Source organism: Sphingobacterium griseoflavum, assembly GCF_014653155.1.
GTDB classification, from domain to species: Bacteria; Bacteroidota; Bacteroidia; order Sphingobacteriales; family Sphingobacteriaceae; genus Sphingobacterium; species Sphingobacterium griseoflavum.
The window spans coordinates 218,066-242,494 of record NZ_BNAF01000003.1; the positions used below are offsets into that span (position 1 = coordinate 218,066).

The window sequence follows — 24,429 nt, forward strand, 5'->3', positions numbered from 1 at the left end:
AGGCCATCGCGACAGTTGATAATGAAAAATAAATAAGTAACTTTATTTCATCTTTACGACCATTATACGTTATTTATGTTAAATCTTTCTGTACGAAACGAAACCAGCACATTGCGTGCAGTGTTGCTCGGAACAGCCCAGCGCAACGGTCCTACCCCCAAGGCGGAAGAGGCATACGATCCAAAATCGCTGGAACACATCTTGGCCGGCACCTATCCTAGCGAATCGGACATGTGTGAGGAGATGCGTCGATTTGAGGAGGTACTGAAGCGGTATGGGGTAACCGTCTATCGACCGGAAATCATTGCCGACCTGAACCAAATCTTTTCTCGGGATATTGGTTTTGTGATCGATGACTACCTTATCAAAGCCAACATCCTTCCCGATCGCGCGGAAGAGTGGCAGGCAATCTCGCCCGTTGTTAACCAAATTCATCCTGCAAAGCGCATTATCCCCCCTAGTGAAGTTCATATTGAGGGCGGCGACGTTCTTCTTTGGAACGACTATATTTTCGTTGGGACGTATAAAGGAGCCGATTATGCGGACATCAACACGGCTAGAACAAACATGCTTGGCGTGCATTTTTTGAGGGAAACCTTTCCACATAAGATCGTTAAGGAATTTGACCTGGTAAAATCGATGACCGACGCACGGAGAAATGCTTTGCACCTAGACTGCTGTTTCCAACCCGTTGGAAAAAATAAAGCCATTATCCACCAAGCAGGGTTCAGAAACCCGGATGATTATCGGTACTTACGGGATCTATTCGGCGAGGAAAACCTGTTTCATATCGATGCCGAAGAAATGTATCAAATGTGCAGCAATATATTTTCCATATCGGAAGATGTTGTCGTTAGCGAACAACACTTTACACGGCTAAACAATTGGCTACGCGAGCAGGATGTTATTGTAGAAGAAATTCCCTATCAAGAGATTGGCAAGCAAGAAGGTTTGCTTCGCTGTTCGACACTCCCACTTTACCGTGATTGACCGTATGACGACGCAAACGACAGATACGCTCCTACTGGTACGTCCCTTTCATTTCCGCAAAAATGAACAGACAGCCGTAAACAACTATTTTCAAGAAGAGGTCTCCGGGGATAACATCACGCAACGTGCCCAACAGGAGTTTGACCAATTGGTACGGTGCTTGGCCGACCACCAAATCAACACGGTCGTCATACAGGACGATGGCCGATATGATACTCCCGACAGCATTTTCCCAAACAACTGTATCTCTTTTCATCAACATACAACGGTGCTGTACCCGATGTTTGCTGAAAACAGGCGGCGAGAGCGACAACTAAACTACGTAATGCAGTTGCAAGATCGTGGATTGCGATTTCCTACCTCGATCGATTATACGGCCTATGAACAAGAAAATCGTTTCTTGGAAGGCACCGGCTGCCTGATACTGGATCGCATAAACCGCGTAGCTTATTGCTCCCTGTCGCCACGGGCACATTCCAGCGTCGTCCATAGGTTTTGCGCGGACATGGACTACGAACCCTTTATCTTCGAGGCCTATCAAAGTGTTGATGGCGAACGGAAACCTATTTACCATAGTAACGTCATGATGGCCTTGGGCAACAACTTTGCCGTGGTTTGCTTAGATAGCATAGACAATAACCATCTTCGCAAAGAAATGCAGCATAAACTGGAGACCGATGGGCGGCAAGTGATTGCGATAACGGAATCGCAGATGCAGCATTTTGCTGGCAATATCTTGGAGGTTAAATCAACGACGGGAAAACCGCATATTGTTATGAGTAGCCAAGCCTATCGCAGTTTCACCGCAGCGCAGCTGTCGCAGCTACAGACATTTGGGGAGATCATCCATGCACCACTTGACACGATCGAAACGGCAGGAGGCGGCAGTGCACGCTGTATGTTAGCGGAAATATTCTATTAACTAACGGTCGTTTAGCAACTCGCGGCGCACGCGGCTCAAGCTCTCTGGAGTGATCCCTAGATAGGAGGCGATCATCCATTGCGGAACACGCAGAAGAAGGCTTGGATACATTTCCATAAACGAAAGGTAGCGCTCCTTTGCGGTCATCGCCAGCAAGGAATTGATTCGTTTTTGTTGAATGTAGATATTGCGCTGCAAGGAGTTCTCCAAGAAACAGGCAAAGGCGCTACTCCACGACGACGCGTTTTCCATAAATTCGGGCTGGATGAAGACGATCGTCGAGTGCTCTATCGCTTTGATATAATAGTCGGATGCCTTATTGAAATATTGACTGGCTCGATCGGAAATAATCCAATTTTCTGGCGCAAACTGCAAGATATGCTCACCGCCTTTTTCATCCAACGAAAAGGACTGCAACAAGCCTTGCTCGACGAAAAAGGCATAATGGCTGAGCTCTCCCGCGCGAAGCAGAAAGGTGTTGTGCGGAACGGTGCGGAACGAAAAATAGGGCTTCAACAGCTCAAATTGCTCGTCCGTCAGGCCGCCTTTCTCGCTGTAATATGTGTAGAACCTACTACCGACCAAATTGTATCCTGCCTTATCCACTAGTATAGTATGGTAAATTTAAAATCCAAGGGGTTGAAATGCTTTTCCAGTTCTTGAATAAGCTGCTCCCCATATTTGATATACAACGCGGCAAAATTTTCGGATCGCTCCTGCAGACCACCATTTGGAAACAGCTTATCCTTCACGCGCTCGATCTGTACAAGTGCTTCTTCATAGTTATGCTTATCGGCCTTGAGCAGCTTTTTCTCCAAGTTATTGATGGCCTTTTTCAATCTCGCCTTAACCGCCTCGGTGCTCGCACTTAAACTCGGATCAATCTTATGTGTACGCAATTTGATCTTACCGAAGATGGCGTTCAATTCCATCCACTCGTCGCGTAGGTTCAGGCGATGCTTGGTGTGTCGGCGTACGTATTCGCTTTTTAGTTCATCTGCTGATTTGAAAATGCGCTTGAAGGTTAGATCCAAGCGATAGATCTTGCCCGCCACAGCATCATCCGTAACCATGGCCGAGTTTCTAGGAATCAGGATAGGATAAGGGACATCGTATTGATTGAAATTCGCACGCAACTGCAACCAGTAGACAATTTCCGCTCCGCCACCGATGTAAGCAAGATTGGGAAGAATGATCTCTTCGTACAAGGGGCGCATCACGACGTTGGGGCTAAAGCGTTCGGGAAACTGCTCTATTTCTGCCTTCATTTCTTCCGCAGAGAAAAATAGACCTTGATGCAGCACCTCAAACCGGCCATCTTCCGTGCGCACAATCCGCTCCCGAAATTCATCTGTCAGGTAAAAAAAATTGATTTCACGCGCGTGCACCTGCGTTTGGAAACCCAGCTCTGTAAGTTTTTTCGAGCTGTTTTCGATGGCTTTTATACTCTTTTGTTCGAGTATATCCTGCAGTATATATGGGATAAACGGTTCTTTCAGCGCCTTACAGTCCGCATCGATAATAACCAGACCTTCTTGTTTAAACAGCGCATTAACCATCTCCCGTGTAGCATCGGCCAACGACCTATCTTGTAGGTAAGCCTCCTCAACAATTGTCTTAAGACGATCCGCATTGGGCGATATACCAAATGTATTGCAATATTGTTTCACAGTTTCCTGCATGCTCGACGTCGACATCCGACCTGTACCTGAAACAGCAGGCACATCCCACAAAATCTTTTTACCAAATACACGCGTATTGTTGATCTCTGCAAAATCATGATCTTCCGTTGCCATCCAGTACACCGGAACAAAATTGTAGGCCGGAAACGCCTTCTTCAGATCCTTAGCAAGCCGTATGGCCGTAATGATCTTAAAAATAAAATAAAGGGGGCCTGTGAATATATTGAGCTGATGTCCCGTGGTAACCGTAAAGGTATTTGGCTCTCTCAAAAGCGCAATGTGCTCAGCAACGCGGGGATTGTCCGTTAGTGCAGCTCCATACTGCTCCTCCAATTGGGACACTAGCCGTTCGCGGTGCGAAAATCCCTTTTTACGATCCATTTGTGCCCGAAAGCCATCCAAGTTTGGCCGCTCACCATAAAAAGGCTGCAGCTGTTCGTCGTTTGCCAAATACGCCAATAAGGTCTTCGAAAAACTATTGGTATCGCTGTAATCGATATAAGTTGCTTTCATTAATCTCTTCTACGGTTATTGTTTAAGGTCCTGTATAACGCAATGGTTTTCGCATTTCCGAAGTCCACACGCCAATAGCATATCCTAAACAGCAGGTCCAAATTACATATTTTTAATAATACGCCTTCCATACCTGCTGATTTTATTACTTATTTGACAATAGGTTTATAGAATAGGGACGACATGCTATACCCGCATGTCTTGCTACATAGAGACGTCTAAGCTATTTGCGGCGTCCAAACCATAAAAAAAGCACGGGTCTTTTGTCCGTGCTCCTTCTTAACATACGCTTCTGCTATTTGACGATCGTTCCGTAGAGATCAAAATCTTCCGCACGATCGATATAAACCTGAACGAAATCACCGATGCGCGCATAGTTGTCTTTCGCATGCAGTATGACTTCATTGTCAACTTCTGGCGAATCGTATTCGGTGCGTCCGATAAAATAATCACCATCTACACGATCGACTAAGACCTTGTATGTCTGCCCTACTTTATCTTGGTTTTTTTCAAAGGAAATCCCCTGCTGTATCTCCATGATCTCTTCTACACGCGCCTCTTTTACCTCTTCCGGCACATCGTCGACCAGCTCATAGGCATGGGTTTTCTCTTCATGCGAATAGGTAAAACATCCTAGACGATCGAAGCGTGTCTCTTCTACCCATTCCAACATCTCTTGATAGTCTTGAACTGTTTCGCCGGGATAGCCACAAATTAGGGTGGTACGCAACGCAATATCCGGAACTTTGTCGCGAATCTGGTTCACCAAGTCGACCTGCTTTTGTTTGGTTGTACCGCGGCGCATGGATTTCAACATGTTGTCACTAATATGCTGCAGCGGCATATCCAGGTAGTTACAAATGTTGGAGCGTTCGTTCATCGCATCCAAAATATCCATCGGAAAGCCCGAAGGATAAGCATACTGTAGTCGGATCCATTCAATACCGTCGACATCGGACAGATGCCGCATCAAGTCGGAAAGATTACGCTTTCCATAAATATCCAACCCGTAATAGGTCAGATCCTGGGCGATAAGAATCAATTCTTTTGTGCCATTGGATGCTAAGAATTTTGCTTCCTTTACCAAGTCATCAATCGATTTGGAAATATGCTTGCCCCGCATCAAAGGAATGGCGCAAAATGAGCAGGGCCGATTACATCCCTCGGCTATCTTAAAATATGAAAAATGGGAGGGTGTGGTCAGCAAGCGTTCCCCTAACAACTCGTGACGATAATCAGCACCAATGGTAGACAGCAATTCCGGTAGATCGTTTGTACCGAAAAAAGCATCTACGTTCGGAATTTCGGCTTGTAGCTCCGGTTTATACCGCTCCGAAAGACAACCTGTAACGATAACCTTGTTTACCTTGCCTTGGTCTTTCAACTCAGAATACTGCAGAATAGTATCGATCGACTCCTGTTTCGCGTTATCGATAAAACCGCAGGTGTTTATCACCACAATATCGTTTGTTTGTATATTGCTGGCTTCATGAACTACCTCCATTTGATTGCCTTTCAACTGGCCCATCAGTACTTCGGAGTCGTGTATATTTTTTGAACAACCCAGTGTAACAACATTTACCCGGGGTTTTGCTACCAAGGGTGCTGTTGTCTTTGCATATTTTGTTTTCATCTTCTTCTCTTCATCGCAAAAGCGATCTATGATCATAGCGCGCTTTGCTATTGCTTAACCCACCCCGATCGATACGATCGTAGGCGCTCTTATTATATGCTCGATCTGCTAAAGCTCGCTACTTAAACAGGCTTTCCACAAAATCCTTTTTGTTGAATAGCTGCAGGTCCGCGATTTTCTCGCCGACACCGATATACTTGACCGGTATTTTGAATTGATCCGAGATACCGATTACAACACCACCTTTGGCCGTCCCATCGAGCTTCGTCAAAGCCAACGCATTAACATCTGTAGCTTGGGTAAACTGCGTTGCTTGTTCGATCGCATTTTGCCCGGTCGAAGCGTCCAGCACCAATAAAATTTCATGCGGCGCATCGGGCACTACTTTTTGCATCACGTTTTTGATCTTGGTAAGCTCGTTCATTAAACCGACTTTATTATGAAGTCGGCCGGCCGTATCGATAATAGCCACATCATCGCCGTTGGAAATAGCCGATTTGACGGTATCATACGCTACGGAAGCGGGATCTGATCCCATCGGTTGTGCCACAACACGAACCCCAACGCGTTCCCCCCAAAGCTGGATCTGGTCTACAGCAGCCGCACGGAAGGTATCCGCAGCTCCAAGCACCACCTTGTTGCCGGCCTCTTTCAGTTGATGGGCCAGCTTACCGATCGTAGTCGTTTTGCCTACCCCATTTACACCAACAACCATAATCACATAGGGTTTATGGTCCCCATATTCGAACGTTTCGAAATCGTTGCTGTTATTTTCGGCTAACAAATCTTGAATCTCTTCTTTTAAAAGCTTGTTCAGGTCGTCTGTGCCTACATACTTATCGCGCGCAACACGCTGTTGAATACGATCGACAATCTTCAAGGTCGTTGTAACCCCCACATCCGACATGACTAATACCTCTTCCAGATTGTCCAACACCTCGTCGTCTATGGTAGATTTACCGACCACGGCTTTGGTAATCTTGGACAGAAAACCCGCTTTGGTTTTTTCCAGACCTTTATCGAGTGCCTCTTGTGCCTCTTCTGTTTCCTGCTTTTTTTTAAAGAAATCGAATAATCCCATAATGTCCTCTATGTGTGGTTGAGCCTTGTTTTTAGCCTGTCAAATATAGTCAAATTCAGCTATACTAAAAAAGCCCTTTCGGCGTATACCAAAACGGCTTCTTTATTTTTCAAGCGAAAATCTTAAAAAGGAATAATTCCCGCGCTACCTATTTGGCAGCTGTTGCTAAGACTTCTTTTACCTTGTCATTGTGCACCATACTCTCTTTGAAAGTATACGCGCCAGTTTTTGCAGATTTAGTAGTAAGAACAACTTTGGTAAACTCTTTACCACCACCTTTTTGTAATGATGCAACTGCTTTCTTTGCCATTGTCTTTTATTTTTAGTTGGACGAGACGCCCTAACGGTTAATTACTTAATTTCCTTATGAACAGTAACTTTTCTAAGCACAGGGTTGAATTTCTTCAGCTCCAAACGCTCTGTCGTGTTCTTTTTATTTTTCGTTGTGATATAACGAGACATGCCCGGAAGACCACTTTCCTTGTGCTCAGTACATTCTAGGATTACCTGTACTCTATTTCCCTTTTTAGCCATTGTTTATACGTTGTTTAATCCGCCGATAAGCGGATAGATTTCATGAATATTTTGATAACAGGCGGTAACGATTAAATAGATCCTTTTTGGATAAATTTATTGATTACTGCTGTAATACCGTTTTTGTTGATTGTCTTGAGTGCTGATGTGGATACTTTCAACGTAATCCAACGATCTTCTTCTGGAATGTAGAAACGTTTAGTCTGTAAATTTGGGTAAAATTTACGCTTAGTCTTAACGTTAGAGTGCGAAACGTTATTTCCTTTTAATGCCGCCTTGCCTGTTAAATCACAAATTCTTGACATGATATTTGATTTTTAATGTTATCTGTTGTCTTTTTACTCTTTTCACAAAGAGTTTGCAAATATCAATATTTCTTTCGTGAATTGCAAGCACGGAAAAGAATAATTTTAATTATTCAGGGAATAGCTTGCTGAGAGCAGCAAAAATAAGGATTTTTTTTGCCGCACTTGGCGACGTGACCCACAAATAGTTTTCCACAATTCACACCCACCACGGCGCGTTCTTTGATCAGGCCTTTGTATCTTTGTCTTTTCTGTAATCTAGACATGCTTCACAAAACGAAAGGAATCGCTTTAAAGACCACAAACTACGCGGAGAGCAGTTTGGTGGTCCATGTATTTACCGAATCTTTCGGCATGCAGGCCTATCTTATCAACGGCGCGAAAAAGCCGAAGGCTAAGATTGCTGCGAACCTATTCCAGCCGCTACACCCGTTGGATATGGTGGTATACCAAAAAGACAATGGCGGACTGCAACGCATCAAGGAGGTGCATCAGCTGCCCGTACTGCGCGACATTCCTTTCAGTATGACCAAAAGATCCATCGCGCTATTTCTTGATGAAATCTTGTATAAAGTGCTACGCCAGCAATCGCCTGATCCCCATTTATTCCATTACGTCCGGCAGGCCGTTTTATGGTTAGATAGCGCTAGCGACGGTCTTGCTAATTTCCATCTGCTATTTCTCATCAAATTAAGTCGCTTCCTCGGATTTCTACCGTCACATCATAGTTCGCGCCAATTCCCCTATTTCGATTTGTTGGACGGTGTATTTTGCGACAACCTACCTGCCCACAGCCATATCTTACAACAACCACATACCTCCTTTTTTCAGGCGCTGCTAAAAACGAGCTTCGAAGACGCCCAACAGATCCGGATGGGCAAAGAAGACCGCAAATACCTGCTGGAAAAAACGCTTGAGTTCTACAAATTGCATACAGAAAATTTTGGGAGCGTTCACTCGCTATATATTTTAGAAGAGGTTTTCCAATAAAAACACCACTTCCTAAACATTTCGCAACTTGTTTTGTTGAAATACAGTAACAGCACAATTTATCTTTACTTAACTTAATAAAATGCACTTATGGAATGGTTTTTAAAAACCCCTTTGGCAATTCCAACCCTTAACAAAAAAAGCCAGATCTGTTCGATCTGGCTTTTTCACAATAAATATATCTGAAATCTATTTTAGATAAGCTTTACATTTACCGCATTAAGACCTTTACGGCCTTGCTCAATTTCAAATGATACATGATCATTCTCACGAACTTTGTCTACTAAACCTGAAACGTGAACAAAGATCTCGCTCTCGCCAGAGTTAGGAATGATGAAACCGAAACCTTTGGTCTCATTAAAGAATTTTACTACACCTTCTTGCATTTTAATTTTATTTTGTATTAAGACTAAAGGTATAAATTATTTTTCATTGTGCCTTTATTTCTTCTAATTTTTTAAACGAAATCAATCTTTTTACGTCAAACAAAGCGTATACATTTTTGTATGAAGTATAAAACAATGAACATGAAAAAATTTGCAGGTTTAATTTTAGCGGTTTGCATCGCCACCTACGCAGCGGCGCAAACGAACAACAATGAGTTCAGTCGGAAAGTATCTACACGTGGCTATGCCGAAAAAGAGGTGACACCGGATATCGTCTACCTTTCTATCTCCCTGAAAGAGTATTTTGCGGATGGCAATAACAAGAAAAAGGTGGATATTGAAACACTGGAGAAGCAACTGTATGATGCTGCACTATCGATAGGAGTCAAAAAAGAAGATTTTACCATCCAAAACATTTACAGCTACAATGCTGAAACTAAGAAAAAGGGCAATACCGAATTGCTGCAGGCCAAACAATATCGACTGAAGATCAGTAACCTGAATGGGTTGAACAGCATGATGGACAAGGTAGATCCAAAGGGCGTACAAAGCACGTCCATCAGCGGCTATGACCACTCGCAAAAACGCCAAATTGAAAAAGAGCTTAAGGTCGCTGCAGTACAGGATGCACGGGCCAATGCCGAGATCATCGCATCCGCTACCGGTGACAAGATTGGTAAAGCGTTGGCGATCAACGACAACAGTTCTTTTGGATGGAACGACATCATGCCCACTCCCCGTGCCTATAGTATGGCGAAGGTACAGATGGAAGCCGCTGATGGGGTGGGAAATATGGATCAAGAACTCGACATCAGCGTACGTCCGATCAAGCTTACCTGCAATATCGACGGGGTGTTCGAGCTTCTGTAAGGACCGATCAACATCGTTGAAAATGGCGATCAGCATAAAAAGTTTATAAGGGTGGAGCATGTCTCCACCTTTTTTATATCCCGCATTTAGCGTGATGATTTTACCATCCTCACTTTGCCGACTTAAAATTGTATTTTTGTAACGATATGAGCAAAACGAGAATCATTGCGCTAGCCATCATTGCAGCTATGCTGGCGGCATTTTTTACCAACCCTAGTGCAGCACAACATGAGTCGAAAATCCGTGCCAAGGCAATCGAACTTTTGAAACAGCATGCAGGGACGAAAAACAGTAGTGTCGTAGATTTTGGGGTGCAGCTTTTTGGAAACACACTTATCGATCAGTTTATGAAAAACCATATCGTCGTCAAAAATTACTACCTGTTTTCGGTTGCTAAAGTACGATGGGAACGCGACGAACAAATTTTGGGTGTCGGTGCATTCGGGAATGTATGGCTGAGCTCCAAGATAGATGAGAAAGCGTCCGAAATCGTTGAAATGATCAAAGCAAAGTAGATGCTGGATATTCTTTATCAAGACGATGACCTTATCGCGGTAAACAAGCCACATGGTCTGCTTGTGCACCGCTCATCCATCGCCGCCGATACGTCTGAATTTGCTCTGCAGATGTTACGCGACCAGATACAAAAACCTGTATACCCTGCACATCGGCTTGACCGTAAAACGGGAGGTGTACTACTTTTTTCGTTGAATAAGGAAATGGATGCGCTAGCCCAGCAACTTTTTGCGAATAAGGCCATGGAAAAGACGTACCTCGTTGTCGTCCGTGGTTTCACCGATGATTGTGGTACCATAGATTATGCCCTACGCAAAGAAAATGGCAAGCTGCAGGATGCCGCTACGCATTTTAAAACGCTTTTCCGAACAGAAATAGACTTGCCGTTGGGCAAATTTCCAACGTCGCGCTATTCGTTGGTCGAGGCTAACCCCGAGACAGGAAGGATGCACCAAATCCGGAAGCACTTTGCCCATATATCCCACCCGATTCTGGCCGATCGTCCGCATGGCTGCAACAAGCAAAATAGAATGTGGAAAGAGACGTTTAATATGGATACGATGATGCTCCACGCACATACCTTACAATTTATCCAGCCCAAGACGCAGGCTCCTGTAGCTATACACGCGCCTTTGCAGCCGGAATTCCTCCGTGTACTTGATCTCTTAAAGATAACGCTATGAAAGAACTTATTATCGAAGTTTTGCTCACGATACAAGGTATCGCTGCCGCATCGGGCATTGTCTACCAAGACAAGAAAATCGTGATCGTATCAGACAATAGCATCCTGTTGTACAGGTATGACATGAAAGCACAACAATTGGCTAAAGACACATTGATATGGAATGATATTGCCGAAAATGTGCCCAAAAAGCAAAAAGCAGACTTTGAAGCTATCACGCAGACTAAAGGTGTCTTTTACGTCTTCGGATCCGGATCGGGCGCGAGGAGGAACAGCTTGATAACCTACAATCCTGAGCGGAACGCAAAAGACAGCATCGATCTGAAGCCGGTTTACGAGAACCTGATGCAAAAGTTCGGCATTTCTGACAAAGACTTTAACATTGAAGGGGCTGTGTCCATGGGCAATGAATGGTGGCTATTCAACCGGGGCAATGGGCCAAACAAGAAAAACGGCGTCTTCATCTTGGAGAAACGCACCTTCCGACCAAAAGACTTTTTCGCCGTTAGCCTACCGACCTTGCAAGCCGTGGAAACAGGCTTCACCGATGCGACCCTTGTTGATGGCAAAATCTACTTTACCGCTGCTGCGGAAGACAGCAACTCCAGCTATCACGATGGTGAAATAAAGGGTACGTTAATCGGCCGCTTAGATCCTAAAACACGCAAACTGGAGTACACGCAAACGCTATCCGAAAAAAACAAGTTTGAGGGCATCAGCCTATTCCGGAAAAGCAAACATCGATTGGAATTTTTGCTTTGCGAAGACGAAGACGCGGATGTATCGGCATCCAAGATATACAAAGTGACCATACCGCGTTAAATCGATTGCGTAAAATGCAAACTACGTGTAATTATCAGACATAAATGCTGTTTTTTGTCTATTTTTGGAAAAATTGAATTTATCAGATTGCTATGATTAAAAACACTGCGCTCTCCGAGCAGCACAGCAAGCTTGGAGCTAAAATGGTGCCTTTTGCGGGCTTTAATATGCCTGTACAATATTCAGGGATAAACGATGAACACGAAACCGTTCGAAAGGGTGTTGGCGTGTTCGACGTCAGCCATATGGGGGAGTTTATCCTGAAAGGGGAAAAAGCGATCGATCTGATTCAAAAGATATCATCCAATGACGTATCGAAGCTGTATGACGGAAAGGTGCAGTATGCATATATGCCTAACGAAACAGGCGGCATCGTAGACGATTTCCTGACCTACCGTATTGATGAGCAGACTTATTTTCTAGTGGTTAATGCGTCCAACATCGAGAAGGATTGGAATTGGATTAGCAAATACAACACCGAAGGCGTGGAAATGAAAAACATTTCAGATCAAACCGCACTATTTGCAGTACAAGGACCCAAAGCTGCCGAAGCGCTGCAGTCTCTAACCGATATCGAGCTGGCGCGTATGGAATATTACACGTTTCAAAAAGGTACGTTTGCGGGCGTAGCGAACGTTTTGATTTCGGCAACAGGCTATACCGGTGCTGGCGGATTTGAGATCTATATGGCCAATGAAGACGCACAAAAGGTGTGGGACGCAATCTTTGAAGCGGGAGCATCATACGGTATTAAGCCCATAGGCTTAGGCGCTCGCGATACCCTGCGTTTGGAGATGGGATTTTGCCTATATGGCAATGATATCGATGACAGCACTTCTCCCCTTGCAGCAGGTTTGGGCTGGGTAACAAAATTTACCAAGGACTTTGTGAACAGCGCCGACCTGAAAGCGGAGAAAGAACGCGGCGTGACGCAGAAATTGGTTGGTTTTGAGATGATCGACCGTGGCATTCCTCGTCACGACTATGAGATCGTCGATGTCGAAGGCAACAAAATCGGCCGTGTTACTTCAGGAACGCAATCGCCTACTTTAAAAAAATCTATCGGTTTAGGCTATGTCGATAGCGCATTTGCTAAAGAGGGTACCGAGATTTTTATCGGTATACGCAATCAGCGTATCAAGGCTATGGTGCGCAAACCACCATTCGTTAAATAATAAATATACAGCATAGAGAGGAGCGGTCATTCAGCTCCTTTTTTTTGCTTTCTTCGTTACGGTGCTATTGGCTTTTGCCGCTGCATTTTTTTTGACAATCTTTAGCAATACTACTTTTAAATAAACCAAAACGACCAGCAAGGCAATGGAAACGAACAGAAAGAGATGATTGCCGGATTGGAAAGACATGATGCCGCTATACACTAAAAAAGCGATAGCAAAGTTAAGAACAACGTTTAAAATGAAATATTTTGTCATGGGTTATCTAGTTTCCGGTCGTATTGATTACCCGCTCGCGGATAAAGAAAAAATAGACAATGCCGGCGATTATATTGCCAAAGATGATAAAAATAATTAACAACAAACGCGCTGTATTCGATAATTTAGTCGATAGCATCACTTCCCGCAGCACCAAAACCGTCCATACCAACGACAGCAGCAAAGCAACACTGATGAGTATATCTGCAAAGGAAAAATGCATCAACTTCATCAGCACAGCCAAGAAGTAAAATCCTATACTGAAATAAAATGCCTGTTTGGTTTGATGTGCTAAATTCCGCATGCTGTAAAAATACGGAAATCATCCCTAAAAACGTGCTGTCTCCAACTCGTTCTGCAAAGAGTTGGAGACAGCACGTTTTTAAAGCGAATCGATCGCGCTTCGGGTGCTTGGCGCCTATGGAAAAATGCCCAACTCTTCGTAAGCAACACCAATTTTGTTGATTGCGCAAATGAAGGCAGCGGTGCGAAGGTCGCCTGCACCTTCCAGCGATTGGTATATTTCTCTGATTTCGCGATAAGAACCAATCATGGTATCTTCCAAGCCAGAGTGTACCAAATCGATTTCGTCGGGACCACGCAGGATTGTTTTTCGCTCTAGATCGGAGACACGTTTGCCTGTCATCGATTCAATGATATCGATGAGTTCTTTGTACATATCATCACTAAATCGTTTCTCCAGCCTGCCGTAACGCACGCGACTTAAGTTTTTCAGCCACTCGAAATAGGATACTGTAACTCCACCCGCATTCAAGTAAACGTCCGGAATGACCAATACGCCACGTTTTGCCAAAATTTCATCTGCTTCGGAGGTTAGTGGCCCATTGGCCGCCTCGCCAACGATCTTCGCCTGTATACGTTCTGCATTATCTTTATGGATCACACTCTCCAATGCTGCTGGAATCAAGATATCGCAAGCTTGCTCTAATCCCTCGGCAGGATCAGAAAAATTGGTTGCTCCCGGAAAGTTCAGAATCCCCCCGGTCGTTTGCCGGTGTGCCTGCACCGCTTGTAAGTCCAGGCCATTCTCGTCATAGATCGCGCCATCGTATTCGATCAGGCCGACAAGTATGGCTCCCGCTTCTTGAAAGTATTTGGCCGTATGGTGACCGACATTTCCTAATCCCTGGATGATCACGCGCTTCCCGACGATGCCCGTTGTTAAACCGAGTTTGGTCATGTCTTCTGCAAACGAACAAGCTTCCCGTACGCCAAAAAACACACCCAAACCTGTTGCTTCGGTACGCCCACGAACACCGCCCTGCGATATGGGTTTTCCTGTTACACAAGCCTGTGCATTGATATCACCTGGATTCAGGGAGGAATAGGTATCAAGGATCCAACTCATCTCGCGTGCACCGGTTCCATAATCTGGAGCTGGAACATCGATGCCCGGTCCAATGAAATTCTTTTTGCAAAGCTCAGAGGTATAGCGTCTGGTTATTTTCTCCAAATCAAAAGCGGAATATTTTTTGGAGTCTATCTTGATCCCGCCTTTCCCGCCGCCGAAGGGAACATTTACGATAGCACATTTGTAGGTCATCAAGGCTGCCAAAGCCATTACTTCCTCCTGATCTACTTCCATGCTAAAGCGAATACCGCCTTTACAGGGTAATTTGTGATGCGAATGCTGCACCCTGTAGGCTTCTATCACTTCTATTTTTTCTCCTATTTTCACTGGAAATTTTACGCGCAGGATAGAATTGCACGCTTTAATCTGGTCTAAGATTCCTTTATCGAATCGCGTCAACTGCGCGGCTTTATCGAAATTGCGCTGTACACTCTCAAAAAAGGTATTGTTTGCTGTCGCCATAACATTGCTGTTTATGTGTTTATGTTTGGTTTTTTACGAAATAAATTTAAGAAACTTTACGCTTGTTGTTGCCTTGTTTAAGCGCCGTACAAAACATTTACCTTTTTTACGTTTGAAACGCAGATTTGTTTTGAGAGAGATAAAAAAAAGGGTTATCTACGATGACATTTTTGAAAAAATGCACATTTCATTAATAAAAAAAAGGAAGCTTTTTTTGGCTTCCTTTTTTGTCTTTACCACTGCGGGCTAATATACGTCCATCTCTGGATCGATTTCCTCTTTCCAAGCTAAGATTCCACCTTTCAGATTGGCCAAATTATCGAAGCCCTGTTGCTCTAGCAGCATCACGGCCTGCGCGCTTCGTTTGCCGCTCCTGCATTGGATAATAACTGGCTTATCCCGATGGATCTTGTCCGCCTCAATGACCACCCCGGCCAAAGGTATATTTAGGCCATTCAGATTGGAAACTTCATATTCGAAGGGTTCGCGAACATCTATTAATTGAAATTCGTCATTGCGATCCAGCATGTCTTTCAATTCTTGGACTGTAACTTCTTTCATATTTTTTTATACTTTTATCCAAATATACTATTTTTAAAAATAGGGTGTTTGTCTTCGTCAGCACTGCTGCAGAAAAAATGACATAACCCTTAAGCATCATATGATCCAAAAACTTAACTCCTATTTGCTCTTGGTATCGTTACTAAGTGCGTCTTTCATACCGTCGGCAATCGCACAGATCACAAGCCGCGCAGATATACAGCGAATCGTCGAGACCTTGTCTGCAGATGAAATGCGGGGCCGAGCGTCCTTCAGTTCAGATATCGCCCGGGCAGCAGATTTTATTGCCGCAGAGTTCCGGGCGGCTGGTCTAAAGCCTTATGCCGAAGAAAACTATCGACAAAGCTTTATGGTAACGAAAGTGATCAATGGCACGCAGGCTGTTCAAGTGAATGGCCAAGCGCTACAAGAAGACGAGTTTATTGTGCTGCATAACGTAAGTAGCCTTTCGTGGGACCAGCAATCGGAGGTGGAAAATCTCGAGATCAAAGCCGGCGAAGACTTTTCTCAACGATTTAGAGCCATCGTACGCGAAAATCCCAATAACGCTATCGTATGGATAGATCCATCTTTTGCTCCCATGCTCGCTCGTTTTAAGAAGATTTTCAACCGCGAGAATGTCGTACCCAAACAAGAAAAAACGGAAGACGGCCCAAGTAAGGTATTTCTATTAAAAAAAGGTGCTATCCGAAGTTTTCAGATCGCAGCAAACGCAACAAAGCAAGATTTCCAGCTGTTTAATGTCGCAGCAATTATTCCCGGAAAATCGAAAGCCGATGAGTTTGTGGTATTTTCAGGGCATTACGATCATATCGGGATTTTAGATGCCGTTGGGCAAGATTCGATTGCCAATGGTGCCGATGACGACGCCTCCGGGACGACCGCCATGATCGCGTTAGCAAAATATTTCCAAAAAGCAGCTATCAATGAACGCACGCTTATTTTCGTGGCTTTTACGGCTGAAGAAATCGGTATGTTCGGTTCAAAATACTTCTCCAATCATATTGATCCGGATAAGGTCGTTGCCATGGTCAACATCGAGATGATCGGCAAAGATTCGAAGTTTGGCCCAAATAGTCTCTATGTAACGGGTTATGAAAACTCAAACTTAGCAAAATTGATGCAAGAGCATGTAAAAGGAACCGCCTTTACCTTCCATCCCGACCCGTATCCGCAACAGAATCTTTTCTACCGCAGCGACAATGCTGTACTTGCAGCTTTAGGTGTTCCCGCCCATACGTTTTCTACCTCGCAGATCGACAGCGATAGCTACTATCATACGGTAAAAGATGAAGTAGAGACTCTGGATATCAACAACATCAAGTCGAGTATAGAAGGTATTGCCAAGGGTATAGAAGGCATAGTGAAAGGCACACAAACCCCAACGCGGGTGGAGAAACTTCGCTGAAGATAACCAGCAGTTGTCCGCCCTGCTCGCTCTTTTTTTGGAGGATCTAAAGAGGTTTCTGCATAACGTAGTCGTCCAAGATATACCCGTAGTAGGGAATATCTACTTCTGCCACCACAGTAAATCCTTGCTTCAGATAAAAATAATAGGCCTTGTTTTTCCTGTTAACGTTGAGTTGCACGAACGGAATGTCTGCTCTTGCGGCTTGTTTCATCGCAAAATTAATCAATCTCTTGCCGTATCCCTTGCCCTGAACTTCCGGTAGCAGGTATATCTTCTCTATCCGTAATACAGCCGACGACTTTGTTTTTAGCCCAATAAATCCCACGGGATTACCATTCGCGAGCGCGAGATAAAAGATACACCCATCATGCATAGCCTCCAACAAGCCAGTTGGGCTATACATCTTATCCAGCATAAATTCTATCTGATTGGATGACAGCACACCGGCATAGCCAGCACGCCAGCTGCGCTGCGCGAGGTTTTCTATAACCGATATGGCCTCTTGCCCAGCCTGTACGATTTCCATCAAAGGCGCTCTCCTACGGCAACAAATTCATCCGTATTGAATCCAAGATAAAAGAAGCCATCCTGTTCCGTTTCGAACACATTGTCGGTTACCTTACGTAAGCCAACAAGAGACTTCAATAGGGTTTCGTCCACATAGATCCGTTCTCCCTTTGCTTTCCACTTTTCATAGGATTGCTGCACGAAAACCATCCGCTTCCCGGCCGCAAAGACAACAATATTAATGACTGATGCATAACGTAGCAAATCGACGGAAAGGCTATCACAGGCAATATTTACAGCCTTGTATTGCTGGTTGATAAGATATTCCAGCGCGTCAACCAAAGCTTTTTCTTTCAGCGGCACACGCTTGATTTGTTCTTGGTTGTAATGGGTCTCCTGCTCCGTAATGACGACATCCACCTTGATTCCTTGCGCAAGCAAAAAGTCGATGTGGTAATCGTCCGTAATGATTGTTGGGCTCCATTCCAGCAGCTGTCCCAAATTTTCGCTATCCAGCGCATCGGTGGAAAGCACGATAAGTGCCGGTTCTTGGTTTTCTTTAACAATATGGTGCGAAGACATCTGTACGGTTATCTAACTTATGAAAAAGGGCTAAGGTTTTACGGCAGGTTAAGCTCCGAGCTGCTTGATGGTCATGTAGGCCATTAGGCCAATGCTCGTCTTTAGGGCTTTCTCATCAATATCGAAGGTCGGCGTGTGCACCGCCGAAGTAATGCCCGCCGCTTTATTACCGGTTCCTAAGCGATAGAAACACGCATTAATTTCTTGTGAATAATAGGAAAAATCCTCCGCAGCTGGCCACACGTCAAGCTCCACCACATTGTCTGCACCTAAATACTCCACGGCGTAGGCTCTGGAGGATTCCGTGATCTGCGTTTCGTTGATCAAAAATGGATAGCCTTTGCGCACTTCAAAATCACAGGTTGCCCCCATACTTTCGGCAATGCCCACCGCCATCTTCACTAAACGTTTATGTGCATCGGCTCGCCAGTTTTCGTCAAATGTGCGGAATGTCCCTTCCAAGTATACCGATTCGGGAATGACATTTGTCGCGCCGTTTCCGATAATCTTTCCCCAAGAGAGTACTGTTGGTGTACGGGGATCCGCATTTCTGCTCACGATCTGCTGCAATGCGGTTATGATTTGTGCTGCTATAGCAATTGGGTCTATGTTTTGATGGGGATGCGCACCGTGTCCGCCTCTTCCTTTGACGGTCATAAAAAGCTCATCGCAGGAAGCCATGTATTTGCCGACACGAAAGCCTACTTTACCCGCTTCGATTAGCGGCATCACGTGTTGACCAATAATACCTACGGGAGCGGGATTTTGCAATACACCTTCTTTAATCATCAACGATGCACCTCCCGGAAGACGCTCTTCGCCGGGTTGGAAAATAAGCTTGACCGTACCGCCAAATTCTGCCTTCAACGATTGTAGGATGGCCGCTACCCCCAAAAGGGATGAGGTATGTACGTCATGGCCACAGGCATGCATTACGCCGGCATTTTGAGATCCATAACTGCGGCCTTCCACTTCTTGAATCGGCAAGGCGTCCATATCGGCACGTAGGGCCAAGACCTTACCCGTCGGCTGGTCGCCATGGATAAGAGCAACAATGCCTGTCCCCGCCATGCTCTCATAAGGAATACCTAGATCGTCCAGCTTTTGCTTCACAAACGCCGCCGTTTGGTACTCTGCAAAGGAAAGCTCCGGAAATTGGTGAAGATGTCTTCTGATACTGACTGTCTCTTCGAAGAAAACCTCCGCAAGTTGCTGTATTTTATCTTTCAACATCATGATGACCTTTCTATTATTCGTATGCCCAAATGTCTTCGGTAAACACAAAAACATTATTATACTGAGAACGTAAAACACGCATGAAACTAGTGGCCTCGGCACGGCTACGGAAATCACCCACCTTCACACGATAGTTTGGTTCGTCATAGCTCACATAACTGCTTATATCTTTATAGGCGTTCTGAAAACGAGACTGTACCGCATAGGCGTCATTTCTGCTCGATCCCGAAAATATCTGCACACGGAACCCCCTTACCTTGACGCGCTTGGCATTCTTTTTATCGATTACTCTAGAGCCCAGACTAACCATACGTGCCGTGGTTGGATTGATGCCATTTTCCGCTCGGAACTCCTGCAAAAGACTGATAAGGGAGTCTTTTTGCACCTCCACGACGCCCGATTGGGCTTTACCGATTTGTACAATTCCGATACACGCAAACGCCAATAGCAATCCTTTATACAACATCTTTGATCTAACTTTTTGTTAACTGTTTTTTCCGTGACAGTTTTTATATTTCAACCCGGACCCGCAAGGGCATTCATCGTTGCGGCCCACCACCTGTTCTTTGCGAATAGGCTGTGTAACCTGCTGCTCCCGCGTATCCCGATCTTCCTCGGTTACGCCTGTTGGGGACGATAATTCCGCCTTGGTGGCCTTCACCTGCGCCGGCTGTGCCGGAACGGGGCGCGCTGCCTGGATATGTTGTGGCTGCTGCTGCTGACCAGGGATTTCTCCCTTGAATAAGAAGCTCACGATTTCTTTGTTCATGGAAGCCAACATACCCTTGAACAAATTATAGGCTTCCATTTTGTAAATGATGATCGGATCCTTCTGTTCATAAACAGCGTTCTGTACAGACTGTTTCAAATCATCCATCTCGCGTAAATGTTCCTTCCAAGCTTCGTCAATAAGCGCCAATACAATTCCCTTTTCGAACGATTTGAAAACTTCTTTACCTTGAGACTCTACCGCCTTGTGCAAATTGGTCGCAACTTGTATGCCACGAATGCCATCGCTGAATGGTACCACAACATTCTCGATCATTCCACCTCGTTCCGCCAACACATTGGTCAACACAGGCAATGTTTGTTCGGCAATATGCAGTGCCTTTTGGTGGTATTGTTCAATAATCTGTTGGAAAAGTTTGTCGGTTAAGTTTACGGCATTGGTTTGCGCAAACTCCTCTGCAGAGATCGCTGGATTAATAGCAAATAAGCGGATCACTTCGATTTGAAAATCTTCATAGCTACCTCCTTCTTTTGCTTCGATCACGACATCTTCCACGACATCAAATATTGTGTTGTTCAAATCCACATCGAGACGTTCGCCGAAAAGAGCATTCTTCCGTTTGGTGTAGATTACGGTACGTTGTGAGTTCATCACGTCGTCATATTCCAACAAGCGTTTACGGATACCAAAGTTATTTTCTTCGACTTTACGTTGTGCTCTTTCGATAGATTTCGTCAGCATGCTATGTTGCATCACCTCTCCGTCTTCTACGCCCATCTTAACCATGATGTTCGAGATACGCTCGGACGCGAATAATCGCATTAAGTTGTCTTCTAGCGACACAAAGAACTGCGAAGATCCGGGATCTCCCTGACGACCGGCGCGACCACGCAACTGCCTGTCGACACGGCGCGACTCGTGACGCTCCGTACCGATGATTGCCAAACCACCTGCCTCGATGACATCAGCTGTCAGCTTGATATCCGTACCACGCCCTGCCATATTGGTAGCGATGGTCACCTGTCCTGGGCGTCCCGCTTCGGCAACAATGTCAGCTTCCTTTTGGTGCAACTTCGCATTCAGTACATTGTGCTTAATACCGCGAAGTTTCAACATCCTGCTCAACAACTCGGATATCTCAACAGACGTGGTACCGACCAACACCGGTCTACCCTCTTCCGTCAAGCGTTGAATTTCTTGGGCTACCGCGTTGTATTTTTCGCGTGCTGTGCGGTAAATAAAGTCTTGGCGATCGTCGCGTTGAATGGCTCGGTTTGTCGGAATCTCGACCACATCCAGCTTGTAGATTTCCCAAAGCTCTCCGGCCTCTGTCGAAGCCGTACCCGTCATCCCGGCAAGCTTATGATACATCCGGAAGTAATTTTGTAAAGTGATCGTTGCATACGTCTGCGTAGCATCTTCTACTTTTACATTTTCTTTCGCTTCAATCGCTTGATGCAAACCATCTGAATAGCGGCGACCCTCCATAATACGGCCGGTTTGCTCATCGACAATTTTAACCTTTCCTTCGTCAACAATATATTGATCGTCAATTTCAAATAAAGTATAGGCTTTCAGCAGTTGGTTAATAGAGTGTATACGCTCTGATTTTATGGAATAATCGCGTAATAGTTCTTCTTTCTGCTGCGCTTTTTCTTCCAGTGAAAGGTCGGATTTTTCGATATCAGCAATTTCAGAACCGACGTCTGGCAAGATGAAGAATGACGGATCTTCGCCCGAGGCGGTAATTAGCTCAATACCTTTCTCGGTAAGTTCTACTTGGTTGTTTTTCTCATCAATCACGAAGAACAATTCCGCATCCACTTTCGGCATGTTCCGGTTTTGTTCGGCCATATAGTAGCCTTCAACCTTTTGCAACAACTGTCGATGGTTGCCTTCCGATAGAAATTTGATCAATGCTTTATTTTTAGGCAAACCGCGGTACGCACGTAAAAGAGACATTCCGCCGCCTTCTGCATCGCTGTTGCCTGCTGCAATCGATTTTTTTGCATCGTTGAATACCGTATTGATGTATGCTTTTTGCGCATTGACCAAACGCTCGATCCGCGGCTTTAGTTGATAGAACTCATGTTGATCACCCCTTGGGATGGGACCAGAAATAATTAACGGTGTACGCGCATCATCAATCAACACCGAATCCACCTCATCAATCATCGCGAAGTGCAATTTGCGCTGTACCATGGCATCCGGGGTTTGCGTCATATTATCCCGCAGGTAGTCGAAGCCAAACTCATTGTTTGTACCGTAGACGATATCGGAAAGATAGGCTTTTCTACGTTGTGGCGAGTTGGGCTGGTGTTTGTCGATACAATCCACACTTAAGCCATGGAATTCAAACAAGGGGCCATTCCATTCCGAGTCACGACGTGCAAGGTAATCATTCACTGTCACGATATGTACACCCTGACCCGACAACGCGTTTAAATAGGTCGGTAACGTTCCGACTAATGTTTTACCTTCACCGGTGGACATCTCGGATATTTTTCCTTGGTGAAGTACGATACCACCAATCAGCTGTACATCATAATGCACCATGTTCCATGTAACTTCTGTACCAGCAGCTAACCACGTGTTTTTCCAAATGGCTTTATCGCCATTGATGCTGACGTTGGGCTTACGACCAGCTAATTCGCGATCAAAATCAGTAGCTGTAACTTCTATTTCTTTATTTTCGGACAACCGACGGGCAGTCTCTTTTACCACCGCAAAACCTTCGGGTAGTATCTCCAATAAAACCTCTTCCAATTTCTTGTCGCGATCCTTTGAAAGCTTATCTACTTTCTCGTAGAGCTCGGTCTTTTTACCCATGTCCACCTCGTCCTGATCCGCTTCTGCTTTCAGAGACGCGATTTCTTCATCTATTTCCGCTAAATACGCTTTGATTCTATTTTTGAAGGCTAATGTTTTGCCACGAAGCTCATCGTTTGACAATGTCGCCAATTTCTCATACTCTTCTTTTATCTTTTCAACAATAGGTTGTATGGATTTAATATCGCGCTCCGACTTACTGCCAAATAATTTACTTAAAAATTTCAACATACTAATTTTTTTATCTCAGGTTACCGCTGTGCAATAATGGCTCCAATCCTTTTTTGCAGACATTTTGGCACTAATCGGGCAAATTTACTTATTACATGTGATAACTAACAGCAATACAAGTTATTTTTTTGCTTTGTTACCCCGTATTTGATCCCTTAAAACATCTCCTTTCCATCGCGCATCGTTACGCCTACCTCATGCCTGAGGTTTCCCTAACAAATGGCTAGGTGGTTAGGAAAAGCGACCGAGGGGCCATCGGTATAATCTTTAGATCCATTGCTTTATCAAACATCTGCTGGATAGCCCGACGACCATCTTCACCCAAATGCTCCGAATAACGGTTTACATAGAGTTCGATATGTTTATACATGACCTCCTCTTCCATCTCTTGTGCATGCGATCGGATATAGTCCGCGCTTGACTTTGGGTTTTGGAAGGCATATTGCACACTCGCGCGAATAAGTTCGTTGATGCGCAGCTTGAGCTGAGGGTCGAGACTGCGTTTGACCACGATCCCGCCCAAAGGAATAGGGCTACCGGTACTGCGTTCCCAATAGTCACCTAGATCTACCACTTTGTGCAGGCCCTTATCCTGGTAGGTAAACCTGTTTTCGTGGATAATGAGCCCTAAATCGATTTGCTCGTCGAGTAGGGCTTGTTCGATATCCGAGAACACCAACGCGACCTTATCTTGTAACGTTGGCAATGCCAAGCTCAGCAGAAAATTGGCCGTCGTATATTTGCCAGGAATACCAACCCTTAACTTGGTGTCATCCGCCTTCCATTCGGCCTTCGCCTCAAGTACGGTTTGCAATCGTGCTGCGAGCTTTTCATCTTTGGCGATCAGCAACGGTCCTACACCGAATCCAAGCGCACTACCAGCGTCCAACAGCTCATAGTCTTTTGTTGCGTAAGCAAACGCATGGTAACTGAGCTTGGTGATGTCTAACTCTGCACGAAAAGCTTTTTCGTTCAACGTTTCCACATCGTGATATTCCGTTTCGAACGCTAGCCCGAGGGTATCGATCTTATGGTGCACCAACGCATCAAAAATAAATGTGTCGTTTGGGCAAGGGGAAAAACCCAATGTTAATTTCATGCTCTTTCTTTTTTCCATATTCAACGATTAGCTGGAGATGCCGAAAAAAT

At 44.9% G+C, this 24,429-nt stretch carries 27 protein-coding genes; 9 read left to right on the forward strand and 18 right to left on the reverse strand.

Features of this window, described 5'->3' with window-relative positions; genetic code table 11:
• The first annotated feature begins 75 nt into the window (after positions 1–75).
• Together IE165_RS05080 and ctlX are read left to right on the forward strand one after the other, a co-directional pair.
• Positions 76–990: a dimethylarginine dimethylaminohydrolase family protein gene (locus tag IE165_RS05080; protein ID WP_189625517.1), complete on the forward strand. Its 915-nt coding sequence runs from the start codon at positions 76–78 to the stop codon at positions 988–990.
• Positions 991–994: 4 nt separating this feature from the next.
• Positions 995–1,912 carry a citrulline utilization hydrolase CtlX gene (gene ctlX / locus IE165_RS05085; protein ID WP_189625518.1) on the forward strand — a complete coding sequence of 306 codons (918 nt, stop codon included), beginning with the start codon at positions 995–997 and terminating at the stop codon, positions 1,910–1,912.
• Here the strand turns inward: ctlX and IE165_RS05090 are convergent, their stop codons facing one another.
• The 7 genes from IE165_RS05090 to rpmB all read right to left on the reverse strand — a co-directional run bounded on the left by IE165_RS05090 (position 1,913) and on the right by rpmB (position 7,660).
• Positions 1,913–2,518: a Crp/Fnr family transcriptional regulator gene (locus IE165_RS05090; protein WP_189625519.1), complete on the reverse strand. Its 606-nt coding sequence runs from the start codon at positions 2,516–2,518 to the stop codon at positions 1,913–1,915.
• Positions 2,518–4,107, reverse strand: coding sequence for a bacillithiol biosynthesis cysteine-adding enzyme BshC (bshC, locus tag IE165_RS05095; protein ID WP_189625520.1), 1,590 nt, complete (start codon positions 4,105–4,107; stop codon positions 2,518–2,520). The genes IE165_RS05090 and bshC overlap by 1 nt, the downstream gene beginning before the upstream one ends.
• A gap of 295 nt (positions 4,108–4,402) precedes the next feature.
• Positions 4,403–5,740: a 30S ribosomal protein S12 methylthiotransferase RimO gene (gene rimO / locus IE165_RS05100; protein ID WP_189625666.1), complete on the reverse strand. Its 1,338-nt coding sequence runs from the start codon at positions 5,738–5,740 to the stop codon at positions 4,403–4,405.
• 118 nt (positions 5,741–5,858) lie between these two features.
• Positions 5,859–6,821, reverse strand: coding sequence for a signal recognition particle-docking protein FtsY (ftsY, locus tag IE165_RS05105; protein ID WP_189625521.1), 963 nt, complete (start codon positions 6,819–6,821; stop codon positions 5,859–5,861).
• Between the two features lie 148 nt (positions 6,822–6,969).
• Entirely contained in the window at positions 6,970–7,131 is a 162-nt protein-coding gene (locus tag IE165_RS05110; protein ID WP_189625522.1) for a DUF4295 domain-containing protein, read from the reverse strand.
• Between the two features lie 41 nt (positions 7,132–7,172).
• Positions 7,173–7,355 (reverse strand): 50S ribosomal protein L33, encoded by a 183-nt coding sequence (gene rpmG / locus IE165_RS05115; protein ID WP_002998409.1) that lies wholly within the window; start codon positions 7,353–7,355, stop codon positions 7,173–7,175.
• A gap of 71 nt (positions 7,356–7,426) precedes the next feature.
• The gene (gene rpmB / locus IE165_RS05120; RefSeq protein ID WP_189625523.1) at positions 7,427–7,660 is read right to left on the reverse strand and encodes a 50S ribosomal protein L28; all 234 of its coding nucleotides are present in this window, start codon (positions 7,658–7,660) and stop codon (positions 7,427–7,429) included.
• 264 nt (positions 7,661–7,924) lie between these two features.
• Between rpmB and recO the strand changes: the two genes are divergently transcribed.
• A complete protein-coding gene (gene recO / locus IE165_RS05125; protein ID WP_189625524.1) occupies positions 7,925–8,650 on the forward strand; it encodes a DNA repair protein RecO in 726 nt (241 codons plus the stop codon).
• Positions 8,651–8,844: 194 nt separating this feature from the next.
• Here the strand turns inward: recO and IE165_RS05130 are convergent, their stop codons facing one another.
• A complete protein-coding gene (locus tag IE165_RS05130; protein ID WP_037497624.1) occupies positions 8,845–9,036 on the reverse strand; it encodes a cold-shock protein in 192 nt (63 codons plus the stop codon).
• 141 nt (positions 9,037–9,177) lie between these two features.
• Here IE165_RS05130 and IE165_RS05135 point away from each other — a divergent pair, with 141 nt between their 5' ends.
• The 5 genes from IE165_RS05135 to gcvT all read left to right on the forward strand — a co-directional run bounded on the left by IE165_RS05135 (position 9,178) and on the right by gcvT (position 13,101).
• The gene (locus tag IE165_RS05135) at positions 9,178–9,906 is read left to right on the forward strand and encodes an SIMPL domain-containing protein (RefSeq protein WP_229826359.1); all 729 of its coding nucleotides are present in this window, start codon (positions 9,178–9,180) and stop codon (positions 9,904–9,906) included.
• A 146-nt stretch (positions 9,907–10,052) separates the two neighbouring features.
• Positions 10,053–10,421 carry a DUF4359 domain-containing protein gene (locus IE165_RS05140; protein WP_189625526.1) on the forward strand — a complete coding sequence of 123 codons (369 nt, stop codon included), beginning with the start codon at positions 10,053–10,055 and terminating at the stop codon, positions 10,419–10,421.
• Positions 10,422–11,105, forward strand: a complete 684-nt coding sequence (locus IE165_RS05145) for a pseudouridine synthase (protein WP_189625527.1) — start codon at positions 10,422–10,424, stop codon at positions 11,103–11,105. It abuts the gene before it with no gap.
• Positions 11,102–11,926 carry a DUF6929 family protein gene (locus IE165_RS05150; RefSeq protein WP_189625528.1) on the forward strand — a complete coding sequence of 275 codons (825 nt, stop codon included), beginning with the start codon at positions 11,102–11,104 and terminating at the stop codon, positions 11,924–11,926. The genes IE165_RS05145 and IE165_RS05150 overlap by 4 nt, the downstream gene beginning before the upstream one ends.
• Positions 11,927–12,021: 95 nt before the next feature.
• Complete coding sequence (gcvT, locus tag IE165_RS05155; RefSeq protein WP_189625667.1) at positions 12,022–13,101, forward strand: glycine cleavage system aminomethyltransferase GcvT; 1,080 nt, start codon at positions 12,022–12,024, stop codon at positions 13,099–13,101.
• Positions 13,102–13,131: 30 nt separating this feature from the next.
• On the opposite strand, the gene IE165_RS18620 is transcribed toward gcvT, so the two are convergent.
• The 4 genes from IE165_RS18620 to IE165_RS05170 all read right to left on the reverse strand — a co-directional run bounded on the left by IE165_RS18620 (position 13,132) and on the right by IE165_RS05170 (position 15,754).
• Positions 13,132–13,359 carry a DUF6358 family protein gene (locus tag IE165_RS18620; protein ID WP_373297910.1) on the reverse strand — a complete coding sequence of 76 codons (228 nt, stop codon included), beginning with the start codon at positions 13,357–13,359 and terminating at the stop codon, positions 13,132–13,134.
• Between the two features lie 7 nt (positions 13,360–13,366).
• Positions 13,367–13,663 (reverse strand): hypothetical protein, encoded by a 297-nt coding sequence (locus IE165_RS05160; RefSeq protein WP_189625529.1) that lies wholly within the window; start codon positions 13,661–13,663, stop codon positions 13,367–13,369.
• A 114-nt stretch (positions 13,664–13,777) separates the two neighbouring features.
• A complete protein-coding gene (locus IE165_RS05165) occupies positions 13,778–15,193 on the reverse strand; it encodes a Glu/Leu/Phe/Val family dehydrogenase (protein WP_189625530.1) in 1,416 nt (471 codons plus the stop codon).
• A gap of 246 nt (positions 15,194–15,439) precedes the next feature.
• Complete coding sequence (locus IE165_RS05170) at positions 15,440–15,754, reverse strand: rhodanese-like domain-containing protein (protein WP_189625531.1); 315 nt, start codon at positions 15,752–15,754, stop codon at positions 15,440–15,442.
• 100 nt (positions 15,755–15,854) lie between these two features.
• Here IE165_RS05170 and IE165_RS05175 point away from each other — a divergent pair, with 100 nt between their 5' ends.
• Entirely contained in the window at positions 15,855–17,162 is a 1,308-nt protein-coding gene (locus IE165_RS05175; protein WP_189625532.1) for a M20/M25/M40 family metallo-hydrolase, read from the forward strand.
• 46 nt (positions 17,163–17,208) lie between these two features.
• Here IE165_RS05175 and IE165_RS05180 read toward each other — a convergent pair whose 3' ends face one another.
• The 6 genes from IE165_RS05180 to IE165_RS05205 form a co-directional block, all read right to left on the reverse strand.
• Positions 17,209–17,691: a GNAT family N-acetyltransferase gene (locus IE165_RS05180; RefSeq protein WP_189625533.1), complete on the reverse strand. Its 483-nt coding sequence runs from the start codon at positions 17,689–17,691 to the stop codon at positions 17,209–17,211.
• The gene (locus IE165_RS05185; RefSeq protein WP_189625534.1) at positions 17,691–18,254 is read right to left on the reverse strand and encodes a thiamine diphosphokinase; all 564 of its coding nucleotides are present in this window, start codon (positions 18,252–18,254) and stop codon (positions 17,691–17,693) included. The genes IE165_RS05180 and IE165_RS05185 overlap by 1 nt, the downstream gene beginning before the upstream one ends.
• A 48-nt stretch (positions 18,255–18,302) precedes the next feature.
• Positions 18,303–19,487 carry a M20 metallopeptidase family protein gene (locus tag IE165_RS05190; RefSeq protein ID WP_189625668.1) on the reverse strand — a complete coding sequence of 395 codons (1,185 nt, stop codon included), beginning with the start codon at positions 19,485–19,487 and terminating at the stop codon, positions 18,303–18,305.
• A 16-nt stretch (positions 19,488–19,503) separates the two neighbouring features.
• Entirely contained in the window at positions 19,504–19,956 is a 453-nt protein-coding gene (locus tag IE165_RS05195) for an SPOR domain-containing protein (RefSeq protein WP_189625535.1), read from the reverse strand.
• A gap of 18 nt (positions 19,957–19,974) precedes the next feature.
• Positions 19,975–23,280, reverse strand: coding sequence for a preprotein translocase subunit SecA (gene secA, locus IE165_RS05200; protein ID WP_189625536.1), 3,306 nt, complete (start codon positions 23,278–23,280; stop codon positions 19,975–19,977).
• A 223-nt stretch (positions 23,281–23,503) separates the two neighbouring features.
• On the reverse strand, positions 23,504–24,379 hold the full coding sequence (locus IE165_RS05205; RefSeq protein WP_189625537.1) for a 1,4-dihydroxy-6-naphtoate synthase: 876 nt from the start codon (positions 24,377–24,379) through the stop codon (positions 23,504–23,506).
• Positions 24,380–24,429 lie beyond the last annotated feature (50 nt).